Origin of the sequence: Stenotrophomonas sp. yr243 (genome assembly GCF_900184195.1) — a bacterium.
Taxonomy (GTDB): Bacteria; Pseudomonadota; Gammaproteobacteria; order Xanthomonadales; family Xanthomonadaceae; genus Stenotrophomonas; species Stenotrophomonas lactitubi.
On the sequence record NZ_FXWT01000003.1, the window covers coordinates 492,428 to 513,267 of the forward strand.

The window sequence follows — 20,840 nt, forward strand, 5'->3', positions numbered from 1 at the left end:
CTTCTGCGTGCCTGCCGCATCCCCTTTCCGTCGGCGCTGGTCCAGAATGGTGGCTGGAAGACTTCCGGAAGCGCGTCATGGATGAAATCGCCACCATCGTAGCCGCAGGTGCCGTGCTTGGTGCACTGGCTGGCTGGATCGGGCCGGGCAGGTGGCGGTGGCAGCTGTTGCGGCTGGTACCGTTGCTGCTGGTGCCGTTCGCGTTGTACATCCTCGCCACCCGCAACTGGTTCCTGGGTGGTGGTGGGCCACTGGTGGAACCTGCGCTGCTGGTCGTCTGCGGCAGTCTGGGCTACCTGCCGGCGGTGCTGGCAACGATGCTGCTGCGCTGGGTTCTGCGGCGCGCCGCCGACCAGGGACTGGCTCCCTAAAGTTGTTGGCCGCCGCGCCGATACCTTCTCTGGAGCCCGCTGCTGGCTCCCGCTGCCGGACCCGAGGCTGCCTCCGATGGGCGGCCCGTGCCGTGTGCTCCGCCGCTGTTTGATGACGATCGCAGCTGCCGTACTGTTTCTGCCAGTCGCTCGAGTGACGCCTTCCGGCGTCTGCAGTCCCAGGCAATCGAAGTTGCCGCCGGGCATCCCGCCCGGCGGGTCGCAACCGCTACCCGGACACCGAGGATCAGACGATGCTTATTTCAGGCTCCATGGAAGGTGCTCAGGCGCCGGCCGAAGTGCTCACCCGTTGGTCTCCCCTGCGCGTGCTGCAGGGGGTGTTGGGCAGGCAGCGCCGCGCCACGGAAGTAGCCGAGCAGCATCGGCGGCACGTCGAGCTTGAGGCCCAGGTTGCTGCACTGCATCGGGTGCAGGCGGTCATCGAGTTCGCCCTCGACGGCACCATCCTGCAGGCCAATGACAACTTCCTGCAGGCAGTGGGATATCGCCTGGATGAGATCCAGGGCAGGCATCACTCCCTGTTCGTCGATCCCGAGGACGCGCGCAGTACCGGATACCGCGACTTCTGGGCGCGACTGGGCCGCGGTGAATTCGATGCAGGGCAGTACCGGCGCTTCGGCAAGGGTGGGCGCGAGATATGGATCCAGGCCTCCTACAACCCGGTGCTTGACCAGCACGGGCGGCCGTACAAGGTGGTCAAGTTCGCGACCGACATCACGGCGCAGAAGCAGCAGGCGGCCGAGTCGACGGGGCAGCTGGCCGCCATCGACAAATCGCAGGCGGTGATCGAGTTCAGCATGGATGGCCGCATCCTCACGGCCAATGCCAACTTCCTGGCCGCCACCGGCTATACGCTGGAAGAAGTACGCGGCCAGCATCATTCGCTGTTCGTCGAGCCCGACTACCGGGCCAGTGTCGAATATCGCCGGTTCTGGGAAAAGCTCGGCTCTGGCGAGTACGACGCAGGCCAGTACCGGCGGCTGGGCAAAGGTGGCCGCGAAGTGTGGATCCAGGCGTCGTACAACCCGATCCTCGACGCGGGCGGGCGGGCGTTCAAGGTCGTCAAGTACGCCACCGACATCACCGCACAGGTGCATGAGAGCCAGGCCATGCAGCGCGCCGTGGCACAGACGCGCGAGGTGGTGGCGTCTGCAAAGGAGGGCGACCTGACCCGGAGCATCGCCATGGCCGACAAGAGCGGCCCGATCGCCGAACTGTGCGGCGGCGTCAACGCGCTGGTCGAAGCGATGGCCGGGATCATCGGCCAGATCAAGTTCGCCGCGGACACCATTGCGGTGGGTGCGAGCGAAATCGCCGAAGGCAACAACGACCTGTCCCAGCGCACCGAGCAGCAGGCGGCGTCACTGGAAGAAACTGCAGTGTCGATGAAGGGGCTGGCCGAGACCGTGCAGCGCACTGCGACCAATGCACGCCAGGCCAGCCAACTGGCCGGCGGCGCGGCCGATGTGGCCGCACGCGGTGGTCAGGTGGTGCATGAAGTGGTCTCGACGATGGCGGTGATCAACGCCTCCTCGCGTCGCATCGTCGACATCATTGGTGTGATCGACGGAATTGCGTTCCAGACCAACATCCTGGCGCTCAATGCGGCCGTGGAAGCGGCGCGTGCCGGTGAGCATGGTCGTGGTTTCGCCGTGGTCGCCACCGAGATCCGTGAGCTCTCGCAGCGCTCGGCGGGTGCGGCGAAGGAAATCAAGCAGCTGATCGATGCATCGGTTGCCAACGTCGGCGCCGGAACGGCGCAGGTCGAGAGCGCAGGGCGGACGATGGACGAGATCGTGGTCGACGTGCGTCGGGTCAGTGACCTGATGACCGAGATCAGTGCCGCTGCGCAACAGCAGAGCGACGACATCCAGCAGATGAACCACGCGGTGGATCTGATCGACCAGGGCACGCAGCAGAATGCGGCGCTGGTCGAAGAGGCATCAGCGGCCGCGCGCAGCATGGAGGAGCAGTCCTCGCAGCTGTTGCAGACGGTGGCAGGGTTCCGTGTGCACGCGGGGGCTGGTGCAGGGCATGGCCATGGCGTGCATGCGCCGGCGCTGCGGGTGGTGTAGCGCGTAGAGCCGCGCCGGCCTATGGGTCGTCGCCGTCGTCGCCCTGGCCGCCATGCAGCTGCGGATGAGTGTGCGCATACATCCAGAAGTCGCGCGGCTGCCTACGGACATGGCGATACGACTGCAGCAATCCCTCGCGTTGCATGCCTGCGCGTTCGAGCACGGCAATGGATCGCAGATTGCTGTCGAGTACGGTGGCCTGGATGCGCACGCAACCCAGTGCGGTATGCGCCCAGGCGATGACCGCGCGCGCCGCCCCGGTTGCCAGCCCGCGTCCCTGATGGGCAGGGGACAGGTCGTAGGCCAGTTCAGCCCGGTGGTGCTCGATGTCGATGTCGTTGAGGCCGACGGTGCCGAGCAGCTGGTCGTCGCTGTCGAGGATCGCCCAGCGGCGGCATCGCGTGCTGCGCGCATGGTCGACGATCTGCCGCTGCAGACCCTCTACAGAGACATCGCCCCAGCTGGTGTGCTCGATCACGCCCGGCAGCGACAGGTAGTTCGACCAGACGACAGCGTCCTGCGGGACCAGTTCGCGCAGATGAGCCTGGAACGTTGGGGGAAGGATGGGAGTGGAGTGCAATGCCATCGTTTCAGTGTCGGCGGCGTCGGTCGGGCAGGGCAAGCCCGGAAACGACAAAGGCCAGGTCGTAGACCTGGCCTCTGATCGTGGTGCCGGTGAAAGGACTCGAACCTTCATGGGGTCACCCCCGGCTGATTTTGAGTCAGCTGCGTATACCATTCCGCCACACCGGCAGCAGCGGGCTAGTGTACCCGAGCCCGGCGGGTGTTCATAGAGGTGCGGGCGAACGGAGCCGAAATGGCGTTGAATTGTCGGTATCGGCTGGCTGCTGGCTATACTGTGAAGGCTTAACAGGCACAGGAGCGATAGCGCTATGTCAGCGTTGCAGGACCTGCGGGTGCTGGTAGTCGAAAACGATGAAATGAGTGCAGCCCTGCTGCAGATGCAGCTGGTGCAGTCCGGCGCTCTGGTCGTCGGCCTGGCCGCGTCCGTTGCCGAGGCGCTGCGCCTGCTGGAAGAGGCCGCCCCTGACGTGGCTCTGTTGGATTACCGCTTGGCCCACAACGAGACCAGCGAACCGGTTGCTGCGGCGCTGGCCGTGCGTGGTGTGCCGTTCGTGCTCGCCACCGGCATGGCCGCTGAACAACTGCCGGTTGCGATGCAATCCGGCGTGCTGCTGATCAAGCCCTACCTGTCGGCGGAACTGTCCAAGGCCTTGGTCCGCGCCGTTGGGCGTTCCAGCGCCAACGCCTGATCCAGCCGCTCAGGCGGCTTCCTCGTAGACGTAACGGATGTCCTCGCGGTCGTCGAGGATGGCGTACTGCGCCGCCAGGTTGTCCGGGTCCGGGTTGAGCCATGCGTCCAGATGCTCGGCGCGGATCGGCAGTACACCCCGGTCATGGCCGGCAGCGGCGACATCGATTGACGGTCCATCGGTGATGGTGGCGAAAGACAGCAGGCGTCCTTCCGGACCGTCCCATTCGGCCCACAGGCAGGCCAGCAGCAGGTCACGCGGCGGGTCGGGGCGGAATTCCAGCACCACGTCCTGTGCTTTCTCGTCATTGTGCAAGGTGCGGCCGGCAATGGCGTGGCGAGGTACGTGTTCGTAGAAGGCCTGTACCACCACCACGCCATGGCGCAGCCCGAAGGCCCCGCGCCAATAGCCTTCCAGGCTGTCCCGCCGCGCATTGTAGGTGCCGGGGTAGAGCACATCGCTGCGCGCTGGCTTGTCCGGCAGCCGGCATTGATAGCGCATGGGCTTGATCACGCGCCGGCCATTCTCGCTGACCATTACCGGTGCGTAGGTGCCGGGGAAAATACGGTTGTCACGTGGCAGCAGCTGTTCCCGGTGCAGGTCGTCCAGCCGTGCCTGCGCGCGGTCGATGCGGTTGCCGGCAACGCGCAGGTCATTGCGCGCCTTCTGCGTGGGTCGGGTGGCCAGGGCTGCATTGGCGATGTCGCGACGTTCAAGCTGCCGTTCCAGTTCGGCCTGCAGCTGCTGCCGCTCCTGTGCATGCCATTGCTGGATCTTCGCCACGATGTCGCGGCCTAGTTCGGTACGCGCACCTGCAAATCCGTCGTCCATGGCTTTTGGCGTCTTCGGCCTTTTCTTGCCGGGATCATGCGCATAGAGTTCGGCGAATTCCTCCAGGGAGAGGACGGCGCCGAACTCGCGCACCAGCTTGGCGTAGTCGGCGCGGATCAGGGCTGAATAGCACATGGGACTCTGCCGGAAGATGGGTCGCAGCGGCTGCGACGTGGATGCGGCAGGATAGCCCGACCTTCAAGGAGACGTTGCATGAATGATCCACAGACGATCCAGTTCCGCGAGGCGGTGCCGACGGCCGAGGACTACTGCCAGCTGCGCGCATTGGCCGGCCTCAGCGCAAAGACGCATGAGGCGGCGACGCGGGCATTGCCCAACACCGTCTTCGGCGTCTGTGCCTACCAGGGCAGCGAGCTGGTAGCGATGGGCCGGATCATCGGCGATGGCGGTTGCCATCTGCAGGTCTGCGATATCGCCGTGCTGCCTCGTCTGCAGGGTCAGGGTCTTGGCAAGGCGGTGATGCAGCGTCTGAGCGACTGGATGCAGGGCAACCTGCCGCCGTCGGCGTACGTGAGTCTGTTGGCCGATGGCGAAGCGCATCGGCTGTATGCGCAGTTTGGCTTTGCGCCGACCGCGCCAGCCTCGATCGGCATGTATCGCCGGTTCTGAGGTGCGGTCACCGCGGAATCGCAGGCAAAGAAAAACCCCGGCCGAAGCCGGGGTTTCAAAGATTGGCGTCCCCACGGGGATTCGAACCCCGGTCGCCACCGTGAAAGGGTGATGTCCTAGGCCTCTAGACGATGGGGACGCACGAAAAACTTCAAGTTGTAGAACTTTCGACGGCCTAATGCCGAAAGTGGTGGAGCCAAGCGGGATCGAACCGCTGACCTCCTGCATGCCATGCAGGCGCTCTCCCAGCTGAGCTATGGCCCCATGAAACTTCGGATTCCTGCTGGGAGCAGGGTCCTTTTTGAAACTGGCGTCCCCACGGGGATTCGAACCCCGGTCGCCACCGTGAAAGGGTGATGTCCTAGGCCTCTAGACGATGGGGACGCACGAAAAACTTCAAGTTGTAGAACTTTCGACGGCCTAATGCCGAAAGTGGTGGAGCCAAGCGGGATCGAACCGCTGACCTCCTGCATGCCATGCAGGCGCTCTCCCAGCTGAGCTATGGCCCCGTGTTACCGAGCCGCCTATCATACCTGCCTGTTCACATTTGTGGAAGCTTTTTTTGAAGCTTTTTCATCGAACCGTTCATTGCCACAAGGGCAGGGAGCGTTCCGACGCCACAACCTGAATGCCGGTGGGCGGTGAACAAAAAAGACCCGGTTATCGGCCGGGTCCTCGTTGTTCATGATGAGTGGCGTCCCCACGGGGATTCGAACCCCGGTCGCCACCGTGAAAGGGTGATGTCCTAGGCCTCTAGACGATGGGGACGCAGATCTCATCAATGTTCTTTGCGACCTTTCGACGGCCTAATGCCGAAAGTATGGTGGAGCCAAGCGGGATCGAACCGCTGACCTCCTGCATGCCATGCAGGCGCTCTCCCAGCTGAGCTATGGCCCCACGTCGCTGAGGAGCGAAATAATAGCTGTGCCCCCGGGGGTTGGCAAGCGCTTTGTTGCACTTTTCTTCACGTAACGCGCGCGGTGGCGCAGCTGCGTTTTCCGCATGCCGGGCAGCACATGTGTCGATGCAGACGCGAAGGGTTCAGCGGTCTTCCCCGGTCAGCGCTGCCAGGATCGGGCACTGGTCGAGGGCGCCATGTCCGGGGCAGGCATCAACCAGTTGGGAGAGGGCGCCATGCATGCGCTGCAGTTCGGCCATCCGCAGTTCGATGTCCTGCAGGCGTATCCGCGCAGTGTCACGCACGCTGCCCATGTCCTGCGGAGGATGGTCGCTGAGGGAAAGCAGTTCACCGATCTCATCGAGACTGAAGCCCAACGCCTTTGCCCGGCGGATGAAGCGCAGGCGTCGCAGGTCCTGCTCGCCGAAGATGCGGTAGCCACCTGCCGAGCGCGCTGCGGTGGGCAGAAGCTGCTGACGTTCGTAGTAGCGGACGGTATCGATGGGAACGCCTGCCTGACGTGCCAACTGACCAATGTTCACGGCGGACTCCTTGGGACCTGCCCTGCATAGTCATCCCTGGACTCTGGTCAAGAGTCAAGGCTTTGCCCGCGCCGCCTATTCAGCACACTTTGCAACTTTCTTCATATCCCCCAGGGCAAAGCAGTTCCTACCCTGCGCCTGAACCGGCCGCTCGACGGCCTGAACCGGAAGAGGAGGTGGGGAGTGGAGGGAATCAGGAACGAGGGATTCGTCGAGGTTGCGGTGGTTGAATACCCCGGAGGCGACCCGTCGGCTGCATCGGTGCTTGCCGAAATGGCGCACGTCGCCAATCGTCTGGCACAGCAGCAACGTCGACCCTGCAAGCGGGTGCTGGTGACCCGCTGGATCGTACCCGCCAGCAATACCGGCGTGCATCGCATTGCCGGTGCCGAGATGCTGGACGCGGCAATTCCTGCGGTGATCGCCTTGCCGGGGCAGGTCAGTTCCAGCGCGTCGGTGCGTGCCGAGGACGTCCTGCTGGATTGGTTGCGAGCCCACTACGACGGCGGCAGCCTGCTGGCCGCCGCAGGTGACGGGGTGAGTGTGCTGGCGCGGGCCGGTCTGCTGACCGGGCGTACGGTGTCCGGCCCTGACCTCAACCGCCATCCGGCGCTGCAGGTGCAGGTCGGCAGCTGGGCGCCCAGTGAGCGGGCACTCGTCGATGACGGCGATCTGCTCACCGTGGGCGGCGCCCAGGCCTGGCGCTTCCTTGGCTTGCGCCTGCTGTACCGGCTGCATGGCCAAGGCGTGGCCAGCGCGGTGGCACAGCAGTTGGGAATAGTGGTGCCGGTCGGCATCCAGCAGGATCTCGAGCGATTCAGTGCCAATTTCGCCCATGGCGACCGGGACGTGCTGAAGGCACAGCGCTGGTTGCATACCACGGCTGCACGTGGGGCCACGCTGGGGGCGATCTGTGAGATCTCCGGATTGGAACCGCGGACCCTGCAGCGTCGTTTCCTGAAGGCGACCGGGCTGCGGCCCATCGAGTACTGCCAGCGGCTGCGCGTGGCGAAGGCGCAGACGTTGCTGCAGCAGGGCGCCAGCATCGATGAAGTTGCATGGGGTGTGGGTTACGCCGATCAGAGCGCATTCCGCCGGCTGTTCCTGCGCATTGTCGGCATGACGCCCGCCAACTATCGTCGCCACGTCAGCAGCAAACGCCGCGATCGTCCGCTGACGCCTGCCGTGGCCGGCAGCCTGCGGGGGCTGCGCGCCTCGCCGGGCACGCAGCTGGGTCGCAGCGCCGCTTGATGAACAAGGTTCAATACGTCGTGCTTGCATCGCGGGCGCGACGCTTTGACCATGCGGGTCTGTGCAGGCGAGAGCGGGTGAGCTGATGTCGAGTGTTGGGCCGGTGCCGATGCCGGTGGTGTTGATCCTGATCTTCCTGCTGCTGGCGATGGCCATTGCGCGGATCTGGTCGCGTGGTGAGCCTGGCCAGGTTCGGCCGCCCGCAGCTGGGATGGTGCTGGACATGTTGCTGGTTGGCCTGCTGTGTGGCCGGCTGTCCTTTGTCGCAGCGCATTTCAGCCTCTATCGTGAAGCTCCCTGGAGCGTGCTGCAGATTGCCGATGGCGGGTACCACCTTCCCGTCGTTGTTGGCGCTGGATTTGCCTGGGCGCTGTGGCGGCTGCGCAGGCAGCGCCCGTTGCGGGCACCGGTGCTGGCAGGTGCGTTGATTGGGCTGCTGTTGTGGGGTGGGGCAAGCCAGGGGCTCGCGTACTGGCAGGCTAAGCAGATGCCACTGCCCACGCTGCAGGTGGTCGACCTGCAGGGCAGGGCGATTGACCTGCAGAAGTTTCATGGCAAGCCGCTGGTACTGAACCTGTGGGCCAGCTGGTGTGGCCCGTGCCGCCGGGAGATGCCGGTGCTGGCGACGGCGCAGCAGAAGCATGCAGATGTCCAGTTCGTCTTCCTCAACCAGGGCGAGACCCTTGTGGAGGTCCAGACCTTTCTTGCCGCTGAACACATTTCGCTGGGCAACGTCCTGCTGGATGAGGCTTCGGCCGCGTCGACCACGCTGGACGTCCGTGCTTTCCCTTCCACGCTCTTCTTCGATGCGCAGGGGAGGTTGCAGGAACTGCATCTCGGCGAACTGACCCAGGCCGGTCTTGAACACAAACTGCGCCGGCTGCGGTAGCCTGCGCTGGCATCCCACTACGGAGTTTCCATGTTGTCGATTTCCCCGCGCATCGCGCATACGCTGATGCTGCCGGCCATGCTGGCGCTGGCTGCCTGCAGCCAGGCACAGACCCCGCCGGGTACGGATGCCGCTGCACCGGCAACGGCTTCGGCATCGGCGGCCGCCAAGAAGGGCGAGTTGCCGGCTGTCCTGAAGGGCATCGAGAAGCATGGCTTCGAGGTGGTCTCCGAATTCGACGCGCCTGGCGGCCTGCGTGGCTTTGCCGGAATGGTTGGCGGCCAGCAGCCGGCGGCGGCTTACGTGACCGCCGATGGCAAGCATGTGCTGGTGGGCAGCCTGTTCGACGCCGAGGGCAACGAAGTTGCAGCCGAGACGCTGGAGAAGCTGGTTGCCGCGCCGATGTCGGCCAAGATGTGGAGCAAGCTTGAAACCAGTGCCTGGGTACGCGATGGCAAGGCTGATGCGCCGCGCGTGGTGTACACCTTCAGTGATGCCAACTGCCCTTACTGCCACAAATTCTGGGAGGCGGCACGCCCTTGGGTGGACGCAGGAAAGGTGCAGTTGCGCCACATCATGGTCGGCGTGATCCGTGAGGACAGCCCGGCCAAGGCGGCGGCGATCATGGCCGCACGCGATCCGAGTGCGGCACTGCTGGAGAACGAGCATCAGTTCGATCGTGGTGGCATCAAGCCGCTGCCCAACATCAGCCGGGAGATCGCAGCCAAGCTGGATGCCAACCAGGTGCTGATGGTGGAGATGGGCTTCCAGGGCACGCCGGGCATCCTGTTCCAGGATGCACAGGGCCAGGTGCAGCGACGTGCCGGCCTTCCGCAGGGTAACGATCTGCAGGCGGTACTCGGCCCACGCTGAGGCACCTCGACATGCTGTACTGAGCGACAGGCCCGCACGGCAACGTGTGGGCCTGTTGCTTTCTGCGACAGCCCCGGCGATGAGGGCTGCGCACGTCACGAACAGATGTCACGTCTGAATCGTGACTGACATCAAGCATTTCGCTTTGATCCCAATCAAGGCCAAAAACGACAATCGAACTAGCCTTGGCGCATGGAATACAGCGTCACTGCGCTATGGATGTCGCACACGTCATGCCCTGCAGAGGGCGTGCGCGCAATGCCATTCACGACATTCTCACCCAGCGCTTGTTACCCAGTCCGCTGCGGTCGCCACCCCTTCGGCAGCACTGCTGCAGTGGGAACGACTCCGGCGCAGTGTTGGCAATCGGGACAGTGTCATTGCCCTGTTGCCTGCAACGCGCAGGCTGGCGACGGTCGTCGACGCAGTACCCGCATTTCCAGCAACGGCTCGTTGAGGTCGGGGCCGCGCGCACGCGCTGCACGGCCGGGCAGCGGGAGTTACAGTCCAGGGAGGATGCAATGCGCTTGGCGGTACTGAGTCTGGGGTGTCTGGCGGCGATGGCCGCGATGCCGGTGCATGCACAGGACGATGCGCAGGCATTGCGTCGGGAGATCGACGCGATGCGGCAGACGCTGGAAAGCATGCAGCAGCGTCTGGACCAGCTTGAACGACGCGAAGAGCATGCGGCTGCGGCTCCCGTTGCACTGCCGTCGCCGATGCCCGCTGCACCGCAGGCGACCACGACGGTGTCAACCGCCAGCGGCATCCTGCACCCTACCCAGGTGCCTGGCGTGGCGCCGCCTGTGCTGCCACAACGTGAATCGGTGGCCGATCCTTCAACGGCAGCCTCGCGTCCAGACAGCGCCGCCGGCCCCACCGATCCGGATCTGAAAGGCTTCTTTGCCATTCCCGGCACCGACACCGTGATCCGCATTGGCGGCTATGCCAAGCTCGATGCGATTGCGGATTCGCGCGGGGCAGGGGACGAGGATCAGTTCATTCCTTCGTCGATGCCGGTGGGCGGCAACCATCGCGACGTCTCGAACTTCAACATCCACGCCAAGCAGACGCGTTTCAGCTTCGAGGCGCGGCGTCCAACCACGCACGGCAACCTGCGCTTCTATCTGGAGAATGATTTCTTCGGCAGCGGCGATGGCTATGAATTCCGCCTGCGCCATGCCTATGGCCAGCTGGGCAATACCTACGCAGGCTATGGCTATTCCAGTTTCATGGATCCGGACAGCCTGCCCGACACGCTGGATTTTGCTGGCCCCGGCGGCGCCGGCTACCTGCTGGTGGCCGGTATCCATCACAGCTTTGCGCTGGGCAAGGGCAACACCCTGACGCTGGCCGCCGAAGACCCGGACACCGAGCTGGCTGGCGCCAGCGATGCGATGGCGGCGGTCAATCGACTGCCGGATGTGAGTGCCATCGCGCGCATGGAGCGCGACTGGGGGCATCTGCAACTGGGCGTCGTGGCGCGCAATCTGGCCTACGACGGCGATACCCGTCGTGACCGCGTCTTTGCCGGTGGCGCGCAGCTCAGTGGCTCGGCCTCGGTGGGGGAACGCGATCTGCTGCTGTTCGGCGCGCTGGGCGGCCGCGGCCTGAGCCGCTACACCGCCGATCTCACCGGCTCCGGTCTGGATGCCGTGGTAGGTGCCGATGGACGCATCGATGCGCTGGACCTGCACGGTGGCTTCGTCGGCTACACCCATTACTGGTCGGATCTGTGGCGCTCGAACCTGATCTACGGCCAGCTGACCCTGGAACGCAATGCGGCGCTGCCGACCGATGCATTCCGGCAAAGCCGCTACGGCGTGTTCAACCTGATCTGGAGCCCGGCCCCTTCGTGGACGATGGGCATGGAGCTGCTGTACGGCCGCCTGCAGCAGCAGGGCGGAGCGCGCGGCGACACGGTCCGGGTGCAGGGCAGCCTGCAATACAACTTCATCAAGTAGGCGCCAGCGGCAGCACGCCAGCGTAGCCATTCCCCACGCCCGGGTGCACCGGGCCCATGCCAGGTACAGGAGATTGTCATGGCAGAAGCAAAGAAAATCGGGGTGGTCGGAGCCACCTTCCTCGTCGCCGGCAACATGATGGGCTCAGGGGTGTTCCTGCTGCCCTCCAGCCTGGCCAAGATCGGTACCGCCTCGATATGGGGCTGGCTGATCACCACGGCCGGCGCGCTGCTGCTGGCCTTCGTGTTCGCCAAGCTCGGCAAGCTGGCGCCGAAGGCGGGCGGCCCGTATGCGTATGCGCGCGATTGGTTCGGCCCCTACATGGGCTTCCAGACCAACACCATCTACTGGTTCGCCAACTGGATAGGCAACGTTGCCATTCCCATCGCGGCGGTGGGTTACTTCAGCTATTTCTTCCCGATCCTGTCCGAGCCGCTGGTGCGCTGCATCGCGGTGCTGATCCTGGTGTGGGCGCTGAGCTTTGCCAACATGATCGGCCCGGCATTCGTCAGCCGCGTGCAGACCGTCACCACCAGCTTTGCGCTGGTGCCGATCCTGGGTATCGCCATCTTCGGCTGGTTCTTCTTCGATGCCGACATCTTCAAGGGCGCGTACAACGTGTCCGGCGAATCGAACTTCGGCGCGATCTCCAGTGCTGCGGCATTGACCCTGTGGGCGTTCATCGGCGTGGAATCGGCGTCGGTGACCGCCGGTGTGGTCGAGAACCCGGAGAAGAACGTCGCCCGCGCCACCCTGGCTGGCGTGTTCCTGGCCGCCATCGCCTACATCGCCAGCTCGTCGGTGATCATGGGCATGGTGCCCAACGGCGAACTGCAGACCTCCGATGCACCGTTCGCACTGGCAGCGGCCAAGGCCGTCGGTGCCTGGGGTGGTGCGGTGGTCAGCCTGTGTGCCTTCGTCGGCGCCGCCGGTTCGCTGGGCGGTTGGATCCTGTTGACCGCGCAGAGCGCCAAGGCGGCCTCCGATGATGGCCTGTTCCCGAGCATCTTCAGCAAGACCAACAAGGACGACGTGCCGGTCAAGGGCGTGCTGATCGTGGCCGTGCTGATGACCCTGGCGGTGCTGGTGACCTCCACCTCGAAGACGGCCTCGGCCCAGTTCGATGTGATCACCTCGGCGGCGGTGGTACTGACGCTGCTGCCGTACATCTACTCGTGCGTGGCCTGCTATTTCGTGGTGGAGCGTTCGCACACGCTGGTGCACACCGGTGCGTTCTGGACCCTGACCAGCCTGACGGTCGTGTACTGCCTGTGGGCGATCTATGGCTCGTCGGGAACGATCGTGCAGTACGCCTTCCTGTTCGTGCTGTTCATCACCGTGTTCTATCCCTTCTTCAGCGAGGAGCGTCGCCAGCAGCGGCAGCGTTCCCGCGAGGCGGCGGCAATTTCGTCCTGCGCCCAGCGTTCCTGAGTTAGACAAGGAGAATCAACGTGTATTTCAAGTCCCTGGATTATCCGGTCATCGTCATTGACGGTGACTACGATTCGCCGCGCATCGGCGGCATCCTCATCCGTGCGCTGGTGGAAGAACTGCGCAGCAACGACCAGCGCGTGCTGTGCGGCCTGAACCTGGATGATGCCCGTGCCGGCGCCCGTACCTACGTGGCCGCTTCGGCGGTGCTGATCTCGATCGACGGCAGCGAGGAGGTCGATGGCGAGTTCCAGCGCCTGACCGCCTTCCTGCGTGAGCAGAGTGCGCGCCGCGCCAACCTGCCGGTGTTCCTGTACGGCGAGCGGCGCACCATCGAGAAGGTGCCGAGCAAGCTGCTCAAGTACATCCACGGCTTCATCTTCCTGTTCGAAGACACCAAGAGCTTCATCTCGCGGCAGGTGATGCGTGCGGCTGAAGACTACATGCAGAACCTGCTGCCGCCGTTCTTCAAGGCGCTGATCCATCACGCAGCCGAGTCGAACTATTCCTGGCATACGCCGGGTCATGCCGGCGGCGTGGCCTTCACCAAGTCGCCGGTCGGGCGTGCCTTCCACCAGTTCTATGGTGAGAACACGCTGCGCAGCGATCTGTCGATTTCGGTGCCGGAACTGGGCTCGCTGCTCGACCACACCGGCCCGATCAAGGACGCCGAGAACGAGGCCGCACGCAACTTCGGTGCCGACCACACCTTCTTCGTCACCAACGGTACGTCGACGGCCAACAAGATCGTGTGGCACGGCACCGTGGCCCGCGGCGACGTGGTGTTCGTCGACCGAAACTGCCACAAGTCGTTGCTGCATTCGTTGATCATGACCGGCGCGGTGCCGGTGTACTTCACGCCCAGCCGCAATGCACACGGCATCATCGGCCCGATCAGCCTGGACCAGTTCACGCCGGAAGCGCTGCAGCAGCGCATCGCCGCCAATCCGCTGGCCAGCCAGGCCTACCAGGCCGGCTCCAAGCCGCGCATCGCGGTGGTGACCAACTCGACCTACGACGGCCTGTGCTACAACGCCGAGAAGATCGCCGATGAGATCGGCAGCGCGGTCGACTTCCTGCATTTCGATGAAGCCTGGTATGCCTATGCCGCGTTCCATCCGTTCTACGAGAACCACTACGGCATGGCCAAGGGCAAGCCGCGTGAGCAGGATGCGATCATTTTCACCACGCACTCCACGCACAAGTTGCTGGCCGCGTTCTCGCAGGCTTCGATGATCCATGTGCGCAACTCGGCCAGCCGCGACCTGGATGCCGAGCGCTTCAACGAAGCGTTCATGATGCATACCTCGACCAGCCCACACTACGGGGTGATCGCCGCGTGCGATGTGGCCTCGAAGATGATGGAGGGCGATGCCGGTCGTTCGCTGGTGCAGGAAATGCATGACGAGGCGATTGCCTTCCGCCGGGCCATGCTGCACGTGCGCGATGATCTGGGTCGCGATGACTGGTGGTTCAGCGTATGGCAGCCGACCCAGGTCGAGCGCAGCCTGGACAAGGGCGATACACCGGCGCCGCTGGTCGCCAAGCGCGAGGAGTGGTACCTGCAGCCCGATGCGCATTGGCACGGGTTCGAAAACCTGGTCGACGACTATGTGCTGATCGATCCGATCAAGGTGACCCTGCTGACCCCGGGCCTGTCGATGGACGGCAGCATGGGCAAGCTGGGCATTCCGGCAGCGGTGCTGAGCAAGTTCCTGTGGGGCCGTGGCATCACCGTGGAGAAGACCAACCTGTACTCGGTGCTGTTCCTGTTCTCGATGGGCATCACCAAGGGCAAGTGGAGCACGCTGGTTACCGAACTGATGGCGTTCAAGGAGCTGTACGACCGCAACGCGCCGCTGACCCAGGCGCTACCGTCGCTGGCTGCCGACTACCCCCATGCCTATGCCGGCTGGGGCCTGCGTGACCTGTGTGACGCACTGCATGCGTTCAACCAGGAGTTCGCGGTGGCCAAGGTGATGCGTGAGATGTACGTGGACCTGCCGACACCGGTGATGACCCCGGCCGATGCGTACAACCACCTGGTGAAGGGCGAGATCGAGCGGGTCGACATCGAGCAGATCAGTGGCCGTATCGCTGCGACGATGCTGGTGCCGTACCCGCCGGGCATCCCGACGATCATGCCGGGCGAGCGCTTCGGCGACCGCGACGAGCCGATCATCCAGTCGCTGCGCATCGCCCGTGAGCAGAACGCGCGCTTCCCGGGTTTCGAGTCGGATGTGCATGGCCTTATCATCGAGCGCGATGGCGACGTGCCGTCCTACAAGGTGGAGGTGCTGAAGGCCTGAGCCGGTACGGTCGGCCCTTCGGCGAACGATGGATACTGCGCGCGAGCAACGCATCCTGAAGTTCTCGATCGGGGTCACCGTGGCGGTCAGCGCGGTCGGCTTCATCGGTGGCCTGCTGGTGGGATCGCAGGCCATCCTGTTCGACGGCATCTACAGCCTGGTCGATGTAGCCCTGACCCTGGTGTCGTTGTCGGTGCTGCGGTTGGTGGCGCGGGAGCACAGCCCGCGCTTCCAGTACGGCTATTGGCACCTGGAGCCGATGGTCGAGGCGCTGGGCGGAGTGATCCTGTCGTTGGCCTGCGTGTATGCGCTGGCCAACGCGGTGATTGGATTGACCACCGGCGGGCACGAAGTGAAGTTCGGACCCGCCCTCTGGTGGGCGGCGCTGCTGAGTGCCAGCAACCTGGGCATGGCTGCGTTCGTGGCCCAGCGTGCGCGCAGGTTGCAGTCGGCATTGCTGTGGCTGGATGTGCGTGGCTGGCTGCTGGGTGGATTGATGAGCCTGGCGGTGGTGCTGGCCTTCGTGTTGGCGCTGGCGCTGCACGGTGGGCAGTGGCACCACTGGGTGCCGTATCTGGATTCGATGGTGCTGGCGTTGATCAGCCTGGCGGTGTTGCCGGTGCCGGCGCGTAGTGCGTGGAAGGCCATGCGGGAGGTGCTGCAGGTGGCGCCCGATGACCTGGACGAGCGCGTGCAGCAGGTGATGCAGGCGTTCGTGGCCGAGCATGGCTATGCCGGCTTCACCAGCCATGTCGCGAAGATGGGGCGCATGCGGTTCATCGAGATCCACATCCTGACCTCGCCGTCGACCCCGCTGGGCACAGTAGGCGAGGTGGTTGCGATGCGCAATGAGATCGCGGTGCGGATGGACGCGCGCAGCAGCACGTTCTGGCTGACGATCGATTTCACTGCGGATCCGGCATGGACCTGATGTTGTTGCAGCCGATCGTTGCGTGCGGTGGACCGCTCTGTTGCATGCAATGGGTTTGACCTCAACAGCAGTTGAGGTCGCAGACTGCCTCGCATTCCCCACGAGGCATGCGGTATGAACCTGCTGACCACTCCGGACTTCAGTCATGGTCTGCTGGATCTGTTCGATCCCCCTGGCCTGCACGATCCCAGTGCCAACGGATATTCGCACGTGGCCGTGGTACGACTGCCAGCGCGGGTGATCCATATCGCCGGGCAGGGGGGCGAAGACGACCAGGGAAACCTATCGCCCGGTTTCGAGGAGCAAGTGTCGCAGGCACTGGACAATCTGCAGACCGCGCTGCGCTCTGCCCATGCGGACCTGACCGATGTTGCGCGACTGCGGATCCTGGTGGTCGACCACGATGAGGACCGCCTGGGCATCATCGCCCGCCAGGTGCGGCGGCGCTGGGCCAATCGCCCGGCACCGACCTGCACGCTGATTCCTGTGCCGCGGCTGGCGCTGGACGGAATGCTGTTCGAGATCGAGGCCGAGGCCTACAGCGCCTAGCGCAGGTAGTACTCCACGGGCACCACCAGTTCCTGCGGAGCTGGCAATTCTTCTGGAATCCGCGGCAGGGGCTGCGCGCGGCGGAATGTCTGCAGCGCGCTTTCATCCAGCATCGGCTGTCCGCTGGGCTGCTCCAGGCGCAATGCCAGCAGGTGGCCGTCGCGGCTGATGCTGGCCCTGACCCATGCGGTGCCCTGCTGGCGCCGCGACCTCGCTACGGCGGGGTAGTAGCGGTAACGCTCCAGCCGCGCCATCAGGCGGGCTTCCCACTGGTCGCTGGCGGCGCCGGCCTGGAAGGCTGCCGGTGGTGCGTCCGGGGCGGGCGGTGCGGCCGTGATCGATGCCGGTGCGGAACGGGCATCGGTCGCGGCCGCAGGCGGGGCCACGGGCAAGGGCTGGTGGCCATCGCCATTCTTCTCGCTGGCGGCGAGGTTGCCTTCGGGGGCCGCCGTGGCCCGCGGTGGCGGGGGTGCTTTGCGCGCTTCGGCTGCCCGCGATTGCTGCGCCTGGCTGGGGCGTTCGGACTGCAGCTCTTCCACCGGCTGCGGTGGCGTGGCCGGAGCCAGCAGGCGCAGGCTGATGCGCACGTCCTGTTCCGGTGGTGGTAGCAGCGACGGAGTGGATACCCAATGTACGAACAGCAGCAACGGCAGCAGGTGCAGCCCGATGCTGATCGTCACCGCTTGCCAGTGCTGCCGACGCTCACTCATCGCCGACCACCCACAACAGATCAGCGTCATCTCTCGCCACATCTTCGTCGACTGATGCCAGCGCGATCACCAGCGCTGGCGCAGAGATTGGCAGATGGCCGGGCACGCCGGTGCCACGCAGCACATGCCAGCGGCCGGCGACGAGCAGGGCGGGGGCCGGCGACTGCATCAGCACCCGTGCCATCCGCGTGTCGCGTGCGTGTTGAACGGCGAGCATGCCATCGAGCATGGGCGCAGCGTCGGCGTGCTGGGCCAGCACCACCGCTGACAACCGCTGCCGCGCGCCGTCGGCCGGGAACACCACCTCGGGCGATGACGCCAGCAGCGTGTTGACGTCAGCGCGCGACAGGTTGCCTCCCTGCAGGCGGATGCCGCTGTCGGTGGCGATCTGTACCAGTCCGCCATAGCGTGTCCATGGCCAGCGGGGATCCCAGTCCAGCAGTTCGGCCAGCCGCTGCGATTCTGCCCGGTTGCCCTTGTCCAGCCAGCGCTGCACACGCTGCAGTCGGGGCTGACGTTCGCTGGCGATCATCTCCAGCACCAGCGCACCCTGCGGACGCCGCTGCTGCAATGCCTGCAGCAGCCAACGTTCGGCGGCATGGTCTGCGTCGATATCGTGACGCTCGCCGAGCAGCACGCGCTCGGCAGCGGCAACCCGCTGCACGAAAGCAGCCTGGTCCAGTTCCTTGCCACTGGCCAGATCGATCACCTTGCCGGGCATCGGCTGCGCGCTGGCTGCCGCCGCCAGCGCGATCAGCCCCAGCGCCAGCCAGCGCCGCCTAGAACGCCACATTGACGCCCACCGAGACGGTACGGCCACGGCCGTTGCCGCGGTCCAGGATCGGGCTGAAGATGCTGTCGATGGAGGCGTTGTTGTCATAGGCCTTGTTCTGCAGGTTTTCGATGTTCAGCCACAGCGTGGTGTTGGCCTGTGGCTTGAAGCTGGCGTAGAAATCGAGCAGCACGCCGGTGCCGCCGGTCTTGCGGGTCTGGAAGAAGTCGTAACCCTCTTCGGTGGGGCCGGAGTACTCGGCGCGCACACCGGCCTGCAGGCGCTGCTGCCACCAGCGGCCGCCGACATCCAGCGTCCAGTAGCGGTCGGGCAGGGCAGTGATGTCTTCCAGGTTGACGAACTCGATGGCCGGCGCGCTGGTACGCGAGCGGGTCCAGCTGAGGGTGGCGTGGTAGTGCTCGCTGGCGTAGTGCGCTTCCAGTTCGAGGCCGCGCATGCGCACCTCGCCAGGATGGTTCATCCAGCGCGTGGTGGTGCTGAAGTCGTCCACGTCCAGGCTGTCGGTCCACGCGTTGAGCTGCGGGTCGCTGTCGATCGGCACTACGAACGGTTCGACTTCCGGCGGGTGCACGATCAGCAGGTACTGCGGCTTGATGTAATCGCGGATGCGGTTGTCGAAGCGGGTCAGGCGCAGCTGCGCAAGGTCGCCGTCGACCAGCAGCGAGCTGGCGCTGAGGTTGGCGCCGAACTGCAGGTTGCGCGAACGCTCGCGGCGCAGGAAGGGATTGGCGCCGACGCCGTCGGCATCGCTCATGCCTTCCAGCGGGATCTTCTCGAAGAACATTTCCTGCACGCGCGGCGGCCGCGAGGTGCGCGAGACTTCGGCAAACAGCTGCAGCCAGTCGGTGGCCTGCACCGACAGCGAGAGGCTGGGGCTTAGCGCGTGCTGGGTGCGATCGACGTCGATGCCACCGCCGCCGATCTCCAGGCATTGCCCAGGCACATCCGAGCAGGTGGGAACGTGACCACGGATGCCGTAGCGGTCCTGGCGCAGGCCCGCCGACAGCGCGTAGATGTCGTACTGCAGCTCCAGCGTGGTGAACACGCTGTCGAGTTGGCTGCGCCCTTGTGGGTTGGCGCCGCGCAGGGTGGGGGTATCGGCAACGAAGATGTCCGACTGGTGCTTGATGCCGGTGTTCCAGCGTGCCTGTACGGCGCCGATGTCGAAGCGGCTGGTGTTGTCCACGTTCCAGCTGCTCAGGCTGCTGTGGGTACGCCGGCCGATGTAGCTGGAATCTTCCACGGGAGGATAGAACAGCCGGGTCTTGTTGGCGGCGAAGCTGGCGCGCAGGTCGATCCACGGCGAGTAGGGCGTGTAGTGGTAGCTGGCGCGCTGGTTGCGAGCGGAAATCTGCCACGGATAGTTGTGGTAGAAGTCGTTTTCATAGCGCATGTGGCTCAGGTCCAGGCGGTGCTGGTCGCTGGGCTGCAGGCGCGCCTTCAGCAGCCAGCTGCTGGGCTGCTGGCTGCCGGGGTCGGCGCTGTTTTTCTGGCCGCGGGACGTTGCGTATTCACTGCTGCGGCTGCTGCTGGCTGCTGCCAACAGGCCGAACTGGCGATCGCCGCCGCCTTCGCTGTGGCGCCAGGCACCGGCGAAGGTACGTCCGCTGCCATAGCCGTTGTTGCCATGCCGGTAGCCTGCACGCAGGCCCCACTCGCGGCCGTCGGAGACCAGGTCCTCGATGTCCAGGGTGCGGAAGTTGGCACTGCCGGCCAGCGTGCCGGCACCCTCGCCACCGCTGACCGCGCCGCGCTGAACGTCGACGCCTGCCAACAGGAACGGGTCCACGTAGGTGAACGGGCCGCCCGAGCCATGGCCGGCGTTGTTGCGGAAGGTCTGGGTGACGCCGTCGATCATGGTGTTGACCCGGCCTGCGCCGGCCATGCCGCGGATGTTGACCTGCAGGCCGGGCTGGCTGCGCGAGTGGAAGCTGTGCGTGCCGGGCATCGAGCGCAGCAGACTGTTGCCGTCCTGGCGCTCGGCCATGGCGACCCGTTCGCTGCCGATCTTCGGCGCGAAGCCATCCTGCGTGGCCGGAATGTACTGGCTTGCCCCGGTACCCGGTGCAATGGCATGGGCGGTGCGCCCCTGCACGCGCAGCGGGCCGGTGTGGCGGCTACCGTCGCCGGTGCTGGCCGGCGACGGTTCGAGGGTGGCACGGCGTGCATCGATGAAGCGCGCGCGCAGGCCACTGCCGGCCAGCAGCCGTGCCAATGCCTGGGTGTCGTCGAAGTCACCCTGCAGGGCGGGTGCACTCTGGGTGGCCGGCAGGGCACGGCCGATCACCAGGTCGACGCCGCTGAGGCGGCTGTACGCGTCCAGCGCGGTGACCAGCGGCTGGGCGGGAATATCGTAGCGGCGGGTTGCGCTGGTCTGTGCCTGCGCGGTGGCAGCAAGCACGGGGGCGATACCGGCGCAGGCAAGAGACAGCGCAAGAACAAGGGGGCGGTGGGACAGCATCGTGGGCTCCAGGGAGTGACGCAGTGCGTCGTCACCC

Annotated in this window: 18 protein-coding genes and 7 tRNA genes; 12 read left to right on the forward strand and 13 right to left on the reverse strand. The window is 65.3% G+C overall.

What is annotated here, in order from left to right:
* Positions 1 to 77: 77 nt before the first annotated feature.
* Both QOL57_RS15055 and QOL57_RS15060 read left to right on the forward strand, forming a co-directional pair.
* Positions 78 to 371 (forward strand): hypothetical protein, encoded by a 294-nt coding sequence (locus tag QOL57_RS15055; RefSeq protein ID WP_089235990.1) that lies wholly within the window; start codon positions 78 to 80, stop codon positions 369 to 371.
* A 254-nt stretch (positions 372 to 625) separates the two neighbouring features.
* Complete coding sequence (locus tag QOL57_RS15060; protein WP_089235989.1) at positions 626 to 2,467, forward strand: methyl-accepting chemotaxis protein; 1,842 nt, start codon at positions 626 to 628, stop codon at positions 2,465 to 2,467.
* A gap of 19 nt (positions 2,468 to 2,486) precedes the next feature.
* Here the strand turns inward: QOL57_RS15060 and QOL57_RS15065 are convergent, their stop codons facing one another.
* Together QOL57_RS15065 and QOL57_RS15070 are read right to left on the reverse strand one after the other, a co-directional pair.
* The gene (locus QOL57_RS15065; RefSeq protein WP_089235988.1) at positions 2,487 to 3,053 is read right to left on the reverse strand and encodes a GNAT family protein; all 567 of its coding nucleotides are present in this window, start codon (positions 3,051 to 3,053) and stop codon (positions 2,487 to 2,489) included.
* Positions 3,054 to 3,134: 81 nt separating this feature from the next.
* Positions 3,135 to 3,220: transfer RNA gene (locus tag QOL57_RS15070), tRNA-Leu, on the reverse strand.
* A gap of 140 nt (positions 3,221 to 3,360) precedes the next feature.
* On the opposite strand from QOL57_RS15070, the gene QOL57_RS15075 reads away from it, so the two are divergent.
* A complete protein-coding gene (locus QOL57_RS15075) occupies positions 3,361 to 3,741 on the forward strand; it encodes a response regulator (protein WP_089235987.1) in 381 nt (126 codons plus the stop codon).
* A gap of 9 nt (positions 3,742 to 3,750) precedes the next feature.
* On the opposite strand, the gene QOL57_RS15080 is transcribed toward QOL57_RS15075, so the two are convergent.
* Positions 3,751 to 4,707, reverse strand: coding sequence for an SOS response-associated peptidase family protein (locus QOL57_RS15080; RefSeq protein ID WP_089235986.1), 957 nt, complete (start codon positions 4,705 to 4,707; stop codon positions 3,751 to 3,753).
* A gap of 78 nt (positions 4,708 to 4,785) precedes the next feature.
* Between QOL57_RS15080 and QOL57_RS15085 the strand changes: the two genes are divergently transcribed.
* A complete protein-coding gene (locus QOL57_RS15085) occupies positions 4,786 to 5,202 on the forward strand; it encodes a GNAT family N-acetyltransferase (protein WP_089235985.1) in 417 nt (138 codons plus the stop codon).
* 63 nt (positions 5,203 to 5,265) lie between these two features.
* Here QOL57_RS15085 and QOL57_RS15090 read toward each other — a convergent pair.
* The 7 genes from QOL57_RS15090 to QOL57_RS15120 all read right to left on the reverse strand — a co-directional run bounded on the left by QOL57_RS15090 (position 5,266) and on the right by QOL57_RS15120 (position 6,642).
* Positions 5,266 to 5,341: transfer RNA gene (locus QOL57_RS15090), tRNA-Glu, on the reverse strand.
* A gap of 49 nt (positions 5,342 to 5,390) precedes the next feature.
* A tRNA-Ala gene (locus tag QOL57_RS15095) sits at positions 5,391 to 5,466 on the reverse strand.
* Between the two features lie 44 nt (positions 5,467 to 5,510).
* A tRNA-Glu gene (locus tag QOL57_RS15100) sits at positions 5,511 to 5,586 on the reverse strand.
* Between the two features lie 49 nt (positions 5,587 to 5,635).
* Positions 5,636 to 5,711 (reverse strand) — tRNA-Ala (locus QOL57_RS15105).
* Between the two features lie 183 nt (positions 5,712 to 5,894).
* Positions 5,895 to 5,970 (reverse strand) — tRNA-Glu (locus QOL57_RS15110).
* A 53-nt stretch (positions 5,971 to 6,023) separates the two neighbouring features.
* Positions 6,024 to 6,099 (reverse strand) — tRNA-Ala (locus QOL57_RS15115).
* Between the two features lie 144 nt (positions 6,100 to 6,243).
* Entirely contained in the window at positions 6,244 to 6,642 is a 399-nt protein-coding gene (locus QOL57_RS15120) for a MerR family transcriptional regulator (protein ID WP_089235984.1), read from the reverse strand.
* 183 nt (positions 6,643 to 6,825) lie between these two features.
* Between QOL57_RS15120 and QOL57_RS15125 the strand changes: the two genes are divergently transcribed.
* From QOL57_RS15125 to QOL57_RS15160, 8 genes are all read left to right on the forward strand, one after another.
* On the forward strand, positions 6,826 to 7,893 hold the full coding sequence (locus QOL57_RS15125; protein WP_089235983.1) for a helix-turn-helix domain-containing protein: 1,068 nt from the start codon (positions 6,826 to 6,828) through the stop codon (positions 7,891 to 7,893).
* Between the two features lie 85 nt (positions 7,894 to 7,978).
* Positions 7,979 to 8,782: a TlpA disulfide reductase family protein gene (locus tag QOL57_RS15130; protein WP_089235982.1), complete on the forward strand. Its 804-nt coding sequence runs from the start codon at positions 7,979 to 7,981 to the stop codon at positions 8,780 to 8,782.
* Positions 8,783 to 8,812: 30 nt separating this feature from the next.
* Positions 8,813 to 9,655 carry a thiol:disulfide interchange protein DsbG gene (dsbG, locus tag QOL57_RS15135; RefSeq protein WP_089235981.1) on the forward strand — a complete coding sequence of 281 codons (843 nt, stop codon included), beginning with the start codon at positions 8,813 to 8,815 and terminating at the stop codon, positions 9,653 to 9,655.
* A gap of 521 nt (positions 9,656 to 10,176) precedes the next feature.
* A complete protein-coding gene (locus QOL57_RS15140) occupies positions 10,177 to 11,619 on the forward strand; it encodes a DcaP family trimeric outer membrane transporter (RefSeq protein ID WP_089235980.1) in 1,443 nt (480 codons plus the stop codon).
* 78 nt (positions 11,620 to 11,697) lie between these two features.
* The gene (adiC, locus tag QOL57_RS15145; protein ID WP_089235979.1) at positions 11,698 to 13,050 is read left to right on the forward strand and encodes an arginine/agmatine antiporter; all 1,353 of its coding nucleotides are present in this window, start codon (positions 11,698 to 11,700) and stop codon (positions 13,048 to 13,050) included.
* A gap of 20 nt (positions 13,051 to 13,070) precedes the next feature.
* Positions 13,071 to 15,359 (forward strand): Orn/Lys/Arg decarboxylase N-terminal domain-containing protein, encoded by a 2,289-nt coding sequence (locus tag QOL57_RS15150; RefSeq protein WP_089235978.1) that lies wholly within the window; start codon positions 13,071 to 13,073, stop codon positions 15,357 to 15,359.
* Between the two features lie 28 nt (positions 15,360 to 15,387).
* Positions 15,388 to 16,290 carry a cation diffusion facilitator family transporter gene (locus tag QOL57_RS15155; RefSeq protein ID WP_089235977.1) on the forward strand — a complete coding sequence of 301 codons (903 nt, stop codon included), beginning with the start codon at positions 15,388 to 15,390 and terminating at the stop codon, positions 16,288 to 16,290.
* A 114-nt stretch (positions 16,291 to 16,404) separates the two neighbouring features.
* Positions 16,405 to 16,839, forward strand: coding sequence for a RidA family protein (locus QOL57_RS15160; protein ID WP_089235976.1), 435 nt, complete (start codon positions 16,405 to 16,407; stop codon positions 16,837 to 16,839).
* On the opposite strand, the gene QOL57_RS15165 is transcribed toward QOL57_RS15160, so the two are convergent.
* From QOL57_RS15165 to QOL57_RS15175, 3 genes are read right to left on the reverse strand one after another with little or no spacing between them, the layout of a single operon-like run.
* A complete protein-coding gene (locus tag QOL57_RS15165) occupies positions 16,836 to 17,549 on the reverse strand; it encodes an energy transducer TonB (protein WP_089235975.1) in 714 nt (237 codons plus the stop codon). The two genes, QOL57_RS15160 and QOL57_RS15165, sit on opposite strands and share 4 nt — an antisense overlap.
* Positions 17,542 to 18,342 carry a ChaN family lipoprotein gene (locus QOL57_RS15170; RefSeq protein WP_089235974.1) on the reverse strand — a complete coding sequence of 267 codons (801 nt, stop codon included), beginning with the start codon at positions 18,340 to 18,342 and terminating at the stop codon, positions 17,542 to 17,544. Before QOL57_RS15170 ends, QOL57_RS15165 begins: the two co-directional genes overlap by 8 nt.
* A complete protein-coding gene (locus QOL57_RS15175; protein ID WP_089237989.1) occupies positions 18,329 to 20,803 on the reverse strand; it encodes a TonB-dependent receptor in 2,475 nt (824 codons plus the stop codon). The genes QOL57_RS15170 and QOL57_RS15175 overlap by 14 nt, the downstream gene beginning before the upstream one ends.
* Positions 20,804 to 20,840 lie beyond the last annotated feature (37 nt).